Raw genomic sequence first — 14,565 nt, 5'->3', positions numbered from 1 at the left:
AATTTTTCCGCCAGCGTATTGCTGCCAACGGTCTCGGTTATCGCCAGTTGGCGGAGTAGGGGACGCGGATTTGTCGGCTTAGTATTGGTTTGTTGGTCAAGTTAATTATTTTCTTACTAACGGTGCCGCTTATTGGCGATGAACCGTTGTTGTGCAAAGTATTTCTACTCCGAATTAAAAACGCAATAGATGAATCATAATCGAAATCAATATTCTATTGCTCTTTATAAATCAATTATAATTTTTATAACAAGGAATTATTCAAGACACATTTTTCCATCCAATCGTTGTTCTTCACCTTCAATAGTTAAAGTTGAAAGATAAAAGAAACACCCTTTCTCTATCTTTTTCATTTCTACTTTGATTCCACCATTGGTATTTACGAATTTTTGAAACTCAGTTAATTCCATTTTAGTTGCGTCATACTTACCAATGTAAGTACAATCATCAACCCACTCAAGGTTAATATATTGTTCTTCTTTGTTTTTGTCTGGTAGACCTTTTTCATTTAAAGGTATTTCGATTTGATAATTATTATGTCTTTCTATACGAACGCTTGAATATCCCTCTTCAGGAGGCATAATAAAATTCCCAGTTTTAAAGTTTTCACAAGAGGAATTCTGAGCTGCAGAATTGAAATATGCGAACATTAGGAAGGTAAGTAAGTATATATTTTTCATTGAAATATTTTGCACAACGTGTTATATCCACAGCAATATACACTTTTATTCCAGAAATTTCCGGGATAAACGCAGGTCGGGGTCGCCTTTACCGGAATCCTGGAACTCCTTGATCGCTATATCCAACGGACTCTTTATCTTGTTCAGGTCCTTTTGTGCCACGTGCGTATAGATCATTGTGGTCTCCGGCCTCGAGTGCCCAAGCAATTCCTGGATATACCTGATGTCTATCCCGTTTTCCAGCATATGCGTTGCATAGGAATGCCTCAGAGTATGTGGAGTGACTTTTTTGGTGATGCCTGCCCTTCGGCAGCTTTCCTTCAGAAAGCTTCTGATAGAGGAGCCGGTGTAAATTCCGCCGGACTGGCCCTCAACGAAATATCCCTTCGGTTTATAGGTTCCCACATAATTATAGAGAAGCGGAATAAAGCTATCGGCCAGGATAGCATACCGGTCTTTACGTCCTTTTGCCATTTTTACCTTTACCTGCCTTCGGTCAATATCAATATCTGAAAGCTTAAGCTTTAAAAGCTCCCCTATCCGAAGGCCTGAGGAATAGATTAAAGCCAGGATCGCCCGATGTTTTAGGTTTCGCGTAGCCCTTAAAAGATCTATCACTTCTTCCTTAGACAATACTCCCGGCAGGTACTTGCTCTTACCGGGCCTTTCAATATTATCGGTATCGATCTCGGTATTCTTGAAGACCTTAAAGAAATGCATCAGTGCACTAATGCATTGGCGGTGTGAACTTATAGAATAAGCTTTTCCGGCAATTTGCAATTCCACAAACCGCTCCAGGTCCCTGTTGGTTATTTCCTCGGGAGCCTTGTTCTGGAATACTATAAATTGCTGTGCAAAATTCCGGTAAGTACGTATCGTGCTTTCGCTGTAGCGCTTTCCGTTAAGGTATTCGGTGTATTCTTTCAGTAAACTTTCATTTTCCGGGCTCAGTACAGGTTCCGTTTTCTTTTTGGGTGACAGCTTGCCGTTTTTGACCTTTTGCAATGCAGTGTAATCTACAAACCAGCCTTTTTCTCTTAGATGATTGAAAAGCCTGCTTTTGTTCTCATAACTGTAAGGGATAAAATAGCAATTACGGGTTGTATTCCATTGAATACCCGGGAGGTTCTTTAAATGTGTTTTTACTTCAGCATTAAAGCTGAAAGAAATTCCTATGAACACCTCATTCTGAAGCTCAAAAGGAAATAGTTGAATTCTGATCATAGCCGAAAAAATAAACTCCCTAATGTACTTAAAAAAGCGATGGGGAGCCTGTGCGTTTTTGGCTACTGAAAAAGAAGCCAAAGCCAGATTTCATCTGTGAACTGGATTATTTCAGGCTCATTTTCATAAAATAAAGATCATAACCTTTTGCCCAGAAATCTTTCTCAACCTGTTCCAAGTCAAAACCCATTTTTTCATAGAATTTATAGGTGAGTTGACTGGTTCTTACTATCAGGTCTTCAACACCCTTTCTTTGGCGGGCTCGCTCTATTCTGTACTGAACCAGCTTGCGGCCATGTCCCCGGCCCTGATGCCTGGGGTGCAGTACATCCCAGGAAAGTACAGCTCGCTTTTTCTGAGGCGAATAATTCAGACCGCCGGAACCGATGATCTTCCCGTTCTCTTCAATAACATAATAATCTTCAGTCTCGTGTTCCAGGTATTCTTTGAACTGAGGCCATTCTGTCTCATCAAAATATTCAGGAATGTTCAGTTTAACCAACTCAAGTAAAGTTTCGCTATCCTTAGGGGAAAAATCTCTTATCATAATTCTGAATTTAAAAATTCTGCATATCCCATAGAGGATCGCAGGCCTAGTTTTGTGGAGCCTGTAATTTCTGAAATCAGCCCGGCACCGGGTTCTATAAACTCCTCTCCGAACCATTCCAGGCCAAAGCTGAACCATTGCTCAGCATTTACTTCGATCTTCGTGTATTCCATCTGGCAGGCAGAATCGGTTTCCTCATCAAGCTTCCTGAAATTTAATTGGCCATTTTCCTTTACCAGGTTTAGTCCTAATCGTTTCTTTTCCACCTTTATCCAGTCATATTTATTTTCCCTGACAATCTCCTTAGCAAGGACATCGGTTTTGGCAATCCCGAAGCTCCACTTGACGTATTCTTCAAAATAACCTTCAGCATTAGGAGCAATTTTAGCCTTTTCAGGTCCTGTTGTGCGTTGTTTAATTTCAAGTCTTCCTTCCCGCAATTTAATACCTGTATCCTCTTTTTGCGGAAGAGGCAGGTAATGGTCTGTTCGGCTTTCTGCAGTTTCGAAGTCAAGACCTTTTCCTGCGAACCAGGCTATGATATGCCTGTCTTTCGCTCTGCTGAACCATCGTATTTCCCTGGTTTTGAACATTAGTTATATAATACCTTGGTTTTCTTCTGAATGAAATTAGTGAAATTATTAGTAATCCGAAAAGGGGAGGAGCCCTGAATATGAAGTGGGTAACAGGGCCAAATTCAGCTCCTGAAGGCTTCAGCGTACTTATGTGCCGGGCAGGCTCTTTAATAATTAAAAAAATCTTACTTTTGCGATAGAACTTCTTCATATTAAAACTGACTATGAGCCAAAAAGTCCTGCTTGATGCAAAAGAATTAGATATTATTTTACATCGTTTGGCCTGTCAGTTAGTTGAAAATCATACAGATTTTAGTGAAAGCGTGATCATCGGCATCCAGCCGAGAGGAGTGTTTCTGGCCAGGCGTATCGAAAAGATCCTGAAAGAGGAATATAATATTCATAACATACTTTCAGGACAGCTGGACATTACTTTTTATCGCGATGACTTCAGGAGAAGCGATAAGCCTCTGGAAGCAAATAAGACAAAGATTGATTTTGTGGTGGAAGATAAACGTGTGGTGTTTGTTGATGATGTGCTGTATACCGGCCGAAGTATCAGGGCAGCACTTACCGCTATTCAGTCTTTCGGAAGGCCAAAGGAGATCGAACTCTTAACGCTTATAGACAGGAGATTCAGTCGTCATTTACCCATTCAGCCGGATTATAACGGCAGGCAGGTAGATGCAATAAATGAAGAGAAGGTTCAAGTAAACTGGAAAGAAAATGAAGGCCAGGATGCGGTATATCTGGTTTCAAAATAATTTAGCAGATGAGTGAATTGAGTGTAAACCACTTGCTGGGGATCAAATACCTGAAAAAGGAGGATATTGATCTTATCTTTAATACGGCCGACCATTTTAAGGAAGTGATCAACCGGCCCATTAAAAAGGTTCCTTCCCTTCGGGATATCACCATCGCTAATCTTTTCTTTGAGAACAGTACCAGAACAAGACTTTCCTTTGAGCTTGCAGAAAAAAGACTGAGTGCTGATGTGATCAACTTCTCGGCCGCGTCCTCTTCGGTTAAAAAAGGGGAAACCTTAATTGATACCGTGAACAACATCCTTTCTATGAAAGTAGATATGGTGGTGATGCGGCATCCTAACCCGGGAGCCGGGATCTTCCTTTCAAGGCACGTAAATGCCAGTATCGTGAATGCAGGAGACGGTGCCCACGAACATCCTACCCAGGCACTGCTCGATTCTTATTCCATAAGGGAGAAGCTTGGCGAAGTTGCCGGAAAGAAAGTGGTGATCGTTGGGGATATTCTGCATAGCCGGGTAGCGCTTTCCAATATTTTCGCACTGAAACTTCAGGGTGCCCAAGTAAAAGTATGCGGACCAAAAACCCTTATTCCAAAACATATAGAATCTTTAGGAGTAGGAGTGGAGACCGATCTTAGAAAGGCATTGGAATGGTGTGATGTGGCCAATATGCTTCGCGTGCAGAACGAGCGAATGGACATCAGTTATTTCCCGAGTACCAGAGAATACACCCAGCAATTCGGCCTGAATAAAAAAATACTGAACAGCCTTAATAAGGAGATCGTGGTAATGCACCCGGGCCCTATAAACAGGGGAGTGGAGATCACCAGTGATGTAGCCGATTCTAAACAGGCGATTATCCTGGACCAGGTGCAGAACGGAGTGGCGGTGAGAATGGCTGTGATCTATTTACTGGCTTCCCGCATTAAACAATAGGATTTTCCACCAGCTTTTTATTAACTTAGAAGAAATAAAGACTTTAGCGCTATGAAGAGAACCTCTAAGGAGAATTATATATTTATAGAGCCCGAGAATGAAGATATTACCGGGTTCAGTTCTTTTATAACCAAGCATCATGATGATTTTAAAGAGTCTAATGTGCTGGTGAACCTGCTTGATTACGGAGAATTACAAACCGAAGATCTTTTAAGCTTTTTGGAGCTCTCCAATGTGCACCGTACCGGGAAAAAATCTTTTGTGCTGGCCGGAGATGCCGCAAGTATGGACAAGGTTCCCGATGAGCTGGTAGTGGTCCCTACTATCCAGGAAGCCGAAGATATTATAAGAATGGATGAACTGGAACGTGAACTGGGATTCTAAAACCATCTTATGAAGCTTACTATTTTAGGTTGCTATGCCGCTACTCCCCGAAGCTTTACCAACCCTACCTCCCAGGTCCTGGAAATAAAGAACCGTTTGTTCCTTATTGATTGTGGGGAGGGGACGCAGGTAGAACTAAGGAGGAACAAGGTGAAATTCTCTAAAATAAAGCATATTTTCATCTCTCACCTGCACGGAGATCATTTCTTCGGACTCGTAGGACTTATCTCGACCTTCAGGTTGCTTAAGCGGGAAACCGAATTGCACGTGCACGGGCCTAAAGGGATTAAGGAGATCATTACCCTGCAACTGAAGCTTTCAGGTTCCTGGACCAATTACCCGCTGTATTTTCACGAACTGGACTCCAAAGAACCACAGCTGATTTTTGAGGATGAAAAAGTTACCGTAGAGACAATTCCATTAAATCATCGCATCTATACCAACGGATTTATTTTTCGTGAAAAGCCCGGAGATCGCAAGCTGCTTATCGATAAGGCCAGGGAATATCATATAGATGTTAGTTTATATAAAAGCCTTAAAAAAGGCAAGAACGTGGTTTCTGAAGACGGAAAGCTTATCGATAATAAACTGGTAACCTCCGAACCCAAACCAGCGCTTAGTTATGCCTATTGCAGTGATACGATGTTCGAACCTCGAATAGTTCCGCGAATAAGTGGGGTAGACGTATTGTATCACGAATCTACATTTTTAGATGACCAGGAAGAGCTTGCCTTATCAACCAAACACGCCACCGCCAAACAGGCAGCAACTATAGCAAGGGATGCCGGGGTTAAAAAACTGCTGCTTGGCCATTATTCCACCAGGTATCCCAATATCAATTTATTCCGGTCAGAAGCAGAAAGTATTTTCCCACAAGTTGAATTAGCCGATGACGGGAGGGTTTTTCTCTTTGAATAACCAGATAGCATTGAAAATATAAGTAAATTCTTACTTGGCTTGCCTTTGATCGGTACAGGCGTCAAATATACGTAAGTGAAATCTTACTTTTTTTGTTAAAAAAAACTTAAAATCGGTGAAGTGCATTGGATAACAAGCATTTAATCGATTATATGTGTACTTTAGTCTTTCTCAAATCTGATTAACCTATGAGAAAAAGTACACGAACTTTACTTATGATGGCCCTTTTGGCCTTCAGCTTTACGTCTTGTACCAAAGACAGCCTGGAGGAAGAAGTGACTGCTTATGATCAGGTTGCCGAAAAGGTGAACGTGGAGTACACCGATATCGAACTTGAGATCCTTGCTGAGGTAAATGACTATAGAGCATCCCTCGGATTAGCCGAACTTAAACCTCTTGCCGAGATTTCGGTAGAGGCGGAAGACCACAATGTTTATATGGCCCAACAAGGGCAAATTAGCCACGACAATTTTGGGAACCGTTACGAATCCCTGGTGCGCAATGTAAATGCGCAGGCAGTGAGTGAAAATGTGGCCTATGGTTACAGAACAGCAGAATCTGTTGTTAAGGCCTGGGTTAATAGTAGCAGTCACCGTCATAACATTGAAGGCAAGCATACTCATTTCGGGATTTCTGTGCTTAGTGATGAGGAAGGCAAAAATTACTTTACTAACATCTTCGTGAGAAAATAAATAAAGCGCCAATATTTCAATAGGAACAACAGATCTTTGGGCTTTTTGGCAGGGTGAGCCATTTATTCAAACATTTCTCACGATTATAAAAAACATCGGCATCCGGCCGATGTTTTTTTATGCTTTCATTTAAAGCAATGAGTCAGTATGCAATAGGTCTTAGTAGGTCCTCTGCCGTAGCGTTCTTCTATTGGAAAGCTCTGATGAGTCTCTTATTAAAGCCTGAAGGAATTTGAAAAAAATAAAGGCCCGATAAAAACAATCGGACCTTTGGGGTTGGGGCAGGGTGAATCTTAATTCTATTCCATTTTTACCACTTTAAACATAGATCTTCTGTTCAGCTGATGTTCTTCCCTGGTGCATCGGTCACATTCTATAGCAGGCCTGGTTTCTCCATAACCTTTGTAAGACTGGATCCTGTTCTTATCTATTCCCTTAGAGATCAAATAGTCGTAGGTGGACTTTGCTCTTCTTTCAGCCAGAGCCTGGTTGTATTCGTTAGATCCTCTAAAGTCGGTATGAGAGCCTATTTCGATCACAAGATCGGGATATTCATTTTTCATAAGCGCTACCAGTTTATCCAGTTCCTTAGCTGCATCTGGCCTGATGTTCGATTTGTCGAAATCGAAGTAAATATTATCGATCTCAGCAAGATACTCCACATCCTTAACGGGTTGTAACTGAATATTATAAACGATCTTTTCTTTATCATCTGAATCTGTGGTATTGATCTTTCCATGGAAGGTCTCATATTCAATTTGTTTGGCTTCTACAGGAAAGATTTTATCACGATCTATTTCAGTAGAATAATCACCCTCTTCATTGGTTTCCAGGAAAGCTATCTGCTTATTATTCTCATCCATCAGCCTTACCGTAGCCTTTGCAACAGGAGTGTCGTTAACGGCGTCGGTCACCTTTCCTTCAAGCATAAGCGGCTCCAGCCTGTTAAAAGCAAAGATATTGTCGCTGTTGCCCTCGCGGTTTGAAGAAACAAAGCCTGTATTGTCTTCTCCTGATCTGAAGTACGCAAAATCATCAAGATTTGAATTTACCGGTTCTCCAAGGTTTTCAACTTTTCCACCTTCATTCAGATCATAGCTGTAGATATCGTAAAGGCCGTAACCTCCATGTCCGTTAGAAGAAAAGTATAGCACTCCTTCCTCGTCTATAAAGGGAAAGGCTTCATCAAATTCGGTATTTACAGCGGCTCCCAGATTTTCAGGTGAGCCAAAGCCATTTCCGTCCAAACTTATCTTATAAATATCGGTGCCTCCCTGGCCGCCGGGCATATCTGAAGTGAAATACAGGGTTTTACCGTCTTGTGATAAAGCAGGATGTCCAACAGAATAAGAATCGCTGTTAAAAGGAAGTTCGCTTACATTGGTCCAGCTATCACCGGAACGTTGTGCCTTATAGATCTTAAGATGATTGGTAGCGTCCTTATCTCTTTTTCCTTCCTTATTGCCCATATAATTATTACGGGTGAAATAGGCGGTATTTCCATCAGGGCTAATTACTATAGGCCCATCGTGCAACTTCGTGTTAATGTCTCCCGAAATAGGACTAATTTCTCCTGAATCTGCATTCATTTGATAGATATCCAGGTAAGGTTCCCCATTCCAGCTGTAGGTCTTGGTTTTTACGTCTACACCTTCAGCTCGGGCCGAAACGAAATAGATGGTATTGTCCTTTTTAAAGACACCAAAATCACTAACTGCCGAATTGAAACCGGCGCTTTCCAAGCGATAGATATCCTTGGCTTCATAATCGGGATCTTCCATCAATTCGCTAACATCCTTACTCCCGGCGCCTTCATTAAGATATTTCTGAAGCCACTTTTTAGATTCGTCATAACGCTTTACCCCACGAAGGGCCTGGGCGTATTTGTAATAATATTCAGGCGAAGCTCCTTCATTCTCCAGCACATCTCCGTAATAATGAACCGCATTCTCAGGACTTCTTAATTTCATATAAGCGTCACCAAGACGAAGTTTGTTTTCCTGAACATTATACTCTTTCTCTATAAGCTCCTTGTATACATTAGTGGCTTCCAGATAAGCAAGTTCATCATAAAGCCGGTCTGCTTTTTTCTGTTTTGAAGATTGTGCCTGAAGACTCAGGGAGCTTACTAATAACAATAATATGGTGGTGTAAAAGTTTTTCATAATAAGCAGGATTTATATTAGAAGAATCTTGGTGATTTATACCTGGTATTTTTGAACCTGAATTCGTAGATCAGGATAATTTCGTGCGAACCGTCGCTGTAAGGTCTGATGTCTGAGATCGTATGTTCGTAGCCGTAACCCACCCTAAGGCCGTCGAGAATTTCCACATCAAGAAAACCGCCAATGGCGTCGTCTATACGATAGTTGGCCCCTAAATAGAATTTCTCATTTAGGATGAAGGTGGAAGAAACATCAACCGAAAGCGGAGCTCCCTTGGTCACTTTTGCGAGTGCCGTTGGTCGTAATTTTAAGTTATCGCTCAGGTCAAAAACATAGCCCCCGGTAAGGAAATAATGTACCTGTTCCATTGCCAGGTATTCACTATACTCGTGGTTATTGTTGTTGATGAGTTTAGGAGCCGACAGGCCGATGTACCACTTTTGCGCAGACAGGTAAAAACCTATCCCGAAGTTCGGGGTCCAGTTATTGAACTGATCCTGGAAGAAAGGGTCGTCGAGAACATTAGGCTCGGCGAACAGGTCTTCATCCAGATTGTAATAACTAAAGCCTCCTTTTAGTCCAAAGGCAAGGGAAACGTCGCTGTCAAAATCTATACGATAAGAGAAATCTCCGTAAAGATAGGTGTAGTTCTCGTATCCTGCATTGTCATTGATCACTGAGAGTCCCAGCCCAATCTTGTCATTCCGTAGGGGAGAATGAATGGACAGGGTTTGAGTGTTTGGAGCTCCTTCTACACCCACCCATTGATTACGGTTAAGGGCTGTGAGTGAAAATCCGTCCCTGGACCCCGCGTATGCCGGGTTTATCGAGATGGTGTTGTACATGTATTGCGTGAACTGAGGCAGCTGCTGCGCAAAGGACGATGTTCCAACAAACAAGACGATTATAATTAGATATCTTTTTTTCATGGTTTCCCTTTTTTATTTTGTTCCTAAATAAATGTAACCTTGAATGGGTTCAAATCCGCTATTCCTTATTTCAAGGACATAGTAGTAGGTTCCTGATGGTAACTGGTCTGAGCTTGTAAATGAATCGGTTGAGAAGCCATCCCAGTTATTTTGATAATTATTTGACTCGAAGATCTTAGCTCCCCATCTGTTGAAGATCATAAGGTCATATACAAAACCGCACTCGTTCGCAAAGTCGATCTCGAAATAATCGTTATGACCATCCCCGTTAGGCGTAACCGCTTTAGAGATACTGGAGCTGATATCTTCCAGGGCACAAGGCAATACTACAACACAATCATCATCAATATTAGCAGTGATTGTGGTCGTGGTTGCGCATTCCCCGGTGGTCTGGTAAGTGAAAGTGTAAGTGCCTACTTCCAGTAGTGCCGGATCCAGGATGTTATCTGTAAGCGCACCGGTCTCTTCGGTGTCCGTCCATTCTCCGGTTAGATCGTTGCCTTCAGGGAAAAGTTCGAACAGGTCGTAAGGAAAGTCTCCAATACAAAGATTAACTGTTGCTTCTTCTATATTGGAGCTTTCAGGAGCCTCGATACTAAAGCTTTTGGCTTCAGAGATACATCCTTCAGTATTTTGAGCATATACATTGTAATCCCCGGCTGTAAGCCCTTCAAAAATTCCGTCTTCATCTTCATCGGTGATCATACTTCCGTCTCCGGTCTCAAGACTGAAGCTTATTCCGTCTACAAGGCTAAGCATAATGCTTGCAGTAGGATCGGTACAGGTAGTTTCAAGCCTTTCCTCGATCACCGGTGCAGCCGGAGTAGAAGGTTGTGCATTTATAACCACTGTTGTTGCCGGAGAAATATATCCGTTTTCATCTCTTGCAGTAATAGTATAAGATCCTGCAGTTAATTGAGTGAAATTCCCGTTTTCCCGGTAATTTTCACCATCTATACTATAAGTAAGACCGGCAGTAGTTTCTACCGAAATACTTCCGGTAGCAGTATCACAGTCAGGCTGAATTATACTTACAGAAGGAGCGGCTGGTTCTTCATCTACCGTTACGCTAAAGCTGCAGGTTACAGTATTTCCCGAGGCGTCTGTCACTACAAAGGTATTAGTGGTACTTCCAACGGGGAATACACTTCCTGAAGCCAGACCTTCGGTTTGTTCTATTGTCACATCAGGACAATTATCTGAAAATACAGGAGTTTCATAATCTACCGTAATTCCTGATTCCCCGAAAGCTACACTTGTAGTAATATTGGTACTGCATTCTATTGAAGGATCTATATTATCTGTGATGATCACATTAAAGCTCACGCTATCCATATTGCCCGCAACATCTGTAACCTGGTAGGTGACCAGTGTGGTCCCGACAGGGAACTCACTTCCCGGTTGCAAACCTTCGATAAGCTGATTATCTGAAATCTCACAGTTATCGCTGGCAGTTGGGATTTCGTAGTTTACGATCGCACCGCATTTTCCGGCATCCACATTCATTGCGATATCACTGACTTCTGTAAATTCAGGAGCGGTCACATCGTTTACGATCACATTCTGAACAACTTCAGTGGTATTGCCATTACCATCATCAAAGACCCAGGTTACCTGGTATTCTCCTTGTTCGGTATAGCTTAGCGGATCGTTTGTGGTAGCAGTCATCTCTCCTTCACAGTTATCCTGGGTTACAGGAGCTATAAGGTTTACTTCGCATTCTCCTGTAGCATCGGCAATTTCGATACTTTCAGGAGCGGTCACATCGTCTACGATCACATTCTGAATAACTTCTGTGGTATTGCCATTACCATCATCAAAGATCCAGGTTACCTGGTATCCTCCTTGTTCGGTATAGCTTAGCGGATCGTTTGTGGTAGCAGTCATCTCTCCTTCACAGTTATCCTGGGTTAAAGGAGCTATAAGGTTTACTTCGCATTCTCCTGTAGCATCAGCGATTTCGATACTTTCAGGAGCGGTAACATCTTTTACGATCACATTCTGAACAACTTCAGTGGTATTTCCATTACCATCATCAAAGACCCAGGTTACCTGGTATTCTCCTTGTTCGGTATAGCTTAACGGATCGTTGGTTGTTCCCACAATTTCTTCTCCGGAACATTCATCTGTAGTTACAGGAGCTATAAGGTTTACTTCACATTCTCCGGTCGCATCAGCGATTTCAATTGGAGCAGGAGCCATCGTATCATCAACGATCACATTTTGCACGACTATTGTCGTATTTCCATTGCCGTCTTCAAATGTCCATTCCACTTCATAGGTTCCCTGTTCATCATAGAATAAAAGATCATTGGTGGTTCCTGTGATCTCTCCGGAGCAGTTATCATTGGTCACGGGAGTTTCAACACTCACCGAACACTGCCCGGTAGCATCAGCAATCTCCGGAGCTTCAGGACCGGTAGTGTCGTTTACAAAGACATTCTGAACCCTTTGTATAGTGTTTCCATTTTCATCATCAAAGGTCCAGGTGATCTGGTATTCTCCTTGTTCAGTATAAGTTAATGGATCTGTTGTAGTTCCCGTGATTTCCCCTTTACAGTTATCCTGGGTCACCGGAGCAGTTACATTCACATCACATTCCCCAATGGCATCAGCTATTACTATACTTTCAGGTGCAGTAACATCTTCAACAAATACGTTCTGAACTGTTTGTGTGGTATTTCCATTACCATCGTCAAAGGTCCAGGTGATCTGGTATTCTCCCTGCTCGGTATACGTTAACAGATCTGTAGTGGTTCCGGTAATTTCTCCTTCACAGTTATCCTGGGTGGTTGGAGCAATTACAGTCACTGCACACTCTCCCCGGGCATCGGGGATTTCTATGGCATCCGGCGCGGTATTGTCTTTAATGATTACATTCTGAACCGATTCAATAATATTTCCGTTACCATCATCAAAGGTCCAGGTGATCTGATATTCTCCTTGCTCTGTATAAGTTAAAGGATCGGTAGTGGTTCCTGTAATTTCTTCCCCGGAACAATCGTCTGTAGTTACCGGAGCTGTAACGGTGATCTCACATTCAGCAATTGCATCGGGAATAATAACCGGCGACGGTGCGGCGGTATCATCTACAATTACATTCTGAATGACTTGTGTGGTATTTCCGTTACCATCATCAAAGGTCCAGATTACTTCAAACTCACCCTGTTCATCATAGAAAAGCGGATCATTAGTAGTTCCTGTAATTTGTCCTTCGCAGTTGTCGTTGGTTACCGGAGTGCCAAGACTTACCGAGCACTGTCCCACCGCATCAGCAATTTCAATGCTTTCAGGAGCGGTTGTGTCGTCTACGTATACATTCTGAACAGCCTGAGTAGTATTCCCATTACCATCATCAAAGGTCCAGGTGATCTGGTAATCGCCTTGCTCGGTATAAGTTAACGGGTCTGTAGTGGTTCCGGTAATTTCTCCTTTACAGTTATCCTGGGTGGTTGGAGCAGTTACAGTCACTTCACACTCTCCTGTGGCATTGGCAATTTCTATGCTTTCAGGAGCAGTAATATCGTTCACATAAACATTCTGAACAGCCTGAGTGGTATTTCCATTACCGTCGTCAAAAGTCCAGGTGATCTGGTAATCACCTTGCTCGGTATACGTTAACGGATCTGTAGTGGTTCCGGTAATTTCTCCTTCACAGTTATCCTGGGTGGTTGGAGCAGTTACACTCACTTCACACTCTCCTGTGACATCGGCAATTTCTATGCTTTCAGGAGCTGTTGTGTCGTTCACATAAACATTCTGAACAGCCTGAGTGGTATTTCCATTACCGTCGTCAAAGGTCCAGGTGATCTGGTAATCACCTTGCTCGGTGTACGTTAACGGGTCTGTAGTGGTTCCGGTAATTTCTCCCTCACAGTTATCCTGGGTTGTTGGAGCAGTTACAATCACTTCACACTCTGCTGTGGCGTCAGCTATTTCGATAGTTTCAGGAGCAGTAATATCGTCCACATAAACATTCTGAACAGCCTGAGTGGTATTTCCGTTACCGTCGTCAAAGGTCCAGGTGATCAGGTAATCGCCTTGCTCGGTGTACGTTAATGGGTCTGTAGTGGTTCCGGTAATTTCTCCCTCACAGTTATCCAGGGTTGTTGGAGCAGTGACAGTCACTTCACATTCTGCAGTGGCATCGGCTATTTCGATAGTTTCAGGAGCAGTAATATCGTTCACATAAACATTCTGAACAGCCTGAGTGGTATTTCCATTACCATCGTCAAAGGTCCAAGTGATCTGGTAATCGCCTTGCTCGGTATACGTTAACGGGTCTGTAGTGGTTCCGGTAATTTGGTCCCCGGAACAATCATCTGTAGTTACAGGTGCTGTTACGGTCACTTCACATTCTCCTATCGCATCAGGAATACTTATTGGTGATGGAGCAGCGGTATCATCAACAATTACATTCTGAATTATTTCTGTAATATTTCCGTTGCCATCATCAAAGGTCCAGGTAACCTGATATTCTCCCTGTTCATCATAAAACAGATCATCTGTAGTAATACCGGTGATTTCTCCTGAACAATTATCATTAGTTGAAGGAGTGCTTACCTTAACAGAGCACTGTCCAACGGCATCCGGAATATTTATTTCTTCAGGTGCTGTAGTGTCATCTACGATCACGGTCTGGTTCTGCGTAGAAGAGTTTCCTTCAGAGTCTGTAAAGGTCCATACAATAGTATAGGTTCCCTGGTTTGAATAGGAAAGCGGATCAGTGGTTGTACCGTTGATGCTTCC

12 protein-coding genes are annotated in these 14,565 nt (G+C 42.5%); 5 read left to right on the top strand and 7 right to left on the bottom strand.

Annotated elements, in window-relative coordinates:
* Positions 1-257 precede the first annotated feature (257 nt).
* The 4 genes from ACFQ3Q_RS10080 to ACFQ3Q_RS10065 form a co-directional block, all read right to left on the bottom strand.
* Positions 258-680 (bottom strand): hypothetical protein, encoded by a 423-nt coding sequence (locus ACFQ3Q_RS10080; protein WP_380745340.1) that lies wholly within the window; start codon positions 678-680, stop codon positions 258-260.
* 45 nt (positions 681-725) lie between these two features.
* A complete protein-coding gene (xerA, locus tag ACFQ3Q_RS10075) occupies positions 726-1,904 on the bottom strand; it encodes a site-specific tyrosine recombinase/integron integrase (RefSeq protein ID WP_380745339.1) in 1,179 nt (392 codons plus the stop codon).
* Between the two features lie 106 nt (positions 1,905-2,010).
* On the bottom strand, positions 2,011-2,451 hold the full coding sequence (locus tag ACFQ3Q_RS10070; protein ID WP_380745337.1) for a GNAT family N-acetyltransferase: 441 nt from the start codon (positions 2,449-2,451) through the stop codon (positions 2,011-2,013).
* Positions 2,448-3,044 (bottom strand): hypothetical protein, encoded by a 597-nt coding sequence (locus ACFQ3Q_RS10065; RefSeq protein WP_380745335.1) that lies wholly within the window; start codon positions 3,042-3,044, stop codon positions 2,448-2,450. Before ACFQ3Q_RS10065 ends, ACFQ3Q_RS10070 begins: the two co-directional genes overlap by 4 nt.
* A gap of 206 nt (positions 3,045-3,250) precedes the next feature.
* Here ACFQ3Q_RS10065 and pyrR point away from each other — a divergent pair, with 206 nt between their 5' ends.
* From pyrR to ACFQ3Q_RS10040, 5 genes are all read left to right on the top strand, one after another.
* The gene (gene pyrR / locus ACFQ3Q_RS10060) at positions 3,251-3,790 is read left to right on the top strand and encodes a bifunctional pyr operon transcriptional regulator/uracil phosphoribosyltransferase PyrR (protein ID WP_380745334.1); all 540 of its coding nucleotides are present in this window, start codon (positions 3,251-3,253) and stop codon (positions 3,788-3,790) included.
* Between the two features lie 8 nt (positions 3,791-3,798).
* Positions 3,799-4,728 carry an aspartate carbamoyltransferase catalytic subunit gene (locus ACFQ3Q_RS10055; protein WP_380745332.1) on the top strand — a complete coding sequence of 310 codons (930 nt, stop codon included), beginning with the start codon at positions 3,799-3,801 and terminating at the stop codon, positions 4,726-4,728.
* 51 nt (positions 4,729-4,779) lie between these two features.
* Positions 4,780-5,112 carry a ribonuclease Z gene (locus tag ACFQ3Q_RS10050; protein ID WP_380745330.1) on the top strand — a complete coding sequence of 111 codons (333 nt, stop codon included), beginning with the start codon at positions 4,780-4,782 and terminating at the stop codon, positions 5,110-5,112.
* Between the two features lie 9 nt (positions 5,113-5,121).
* Positions 5,122-6,030: a ribonuclease Z gene (locus ACFQ3Q_RS10045; protein WP_380745329.1), complete on the top strand. Its 909-nt coding sequence runs from the start codon at positions 5,122-5,124 to the stop codon at positions 6,028-6,030.
* 188 nt (positions 6,031-6,218) lie between these two features.
* On the top strand, positions 6,219-6,722 hold the full coding sequence (locus ACFQ3Q_RS10040; protein ID WP_380745327.1) for a CAP domain-containing protein: 504 nt from the start codon (positions 6,219-6,221) through the stop codon (positions 6,720-6,722).
* A gap of 299 nt (positions 6,723-7,021) precedes the next feature.
* On the opposite strand, the gene ACFQ3Q_RS10035 is transcribed toward ACFQ3Q_RS10040, so the two are convergent.
* The 3 genes from ACFQ3Q_RS10035 to ACFQ3Q_RS10025 form a co-directional block, all read right to left on the bottom strand.
* A complete protein-coding gene (locus ACFQ3Q_RS10035) occupies positions 7,022-8,887 on the bottom strand; it encodes an OmpA family protein (protein WP_380745325.1) in 1,866 nt (621 codons plus the stop codon).
* 17 nt (positions 8,888-8,904) lie between these two features.
* Positions 8,905-9,816 carry a PorP/SprF family type IX secretion system membrane protein gene (locus ACFQ3Q_RS10030; protein ID WP_380745323.1) on the bottom strand — a complete coding sequence of 304 codons (912 nt, stop codon included), beginning with the start codon at positions 9,814-9,816 and terminating at the stop codon, positions 8,905-8,907.
* 12 nt (positions 9,817-9,828) lie between these two features.
* Positions 9,829-14,565 (bottom strand): HYR domain-containing protein (locus tag ACFQ3Q_RS10025; protein ID WP_380745322.1); only part of this gene is annotated, 4,737 nt, incomplete at its 5' end.

Source organism: Salegentibacter chungangensis, from assembly GCF_042678405.1.
In the GTDB taxonomy this organism is placed as follows: Bacteria; Bacteroidota; Bacteroidia; order Flavobacteriales; family Flavobacteriaceae; genus Salegentibacter_A; species Salegentibacter_A chungangensis.
Note: the sequence above shows the minus strand (reverse complement) of the source record. Positions and strands in the feature narration are given on the sequence as shown.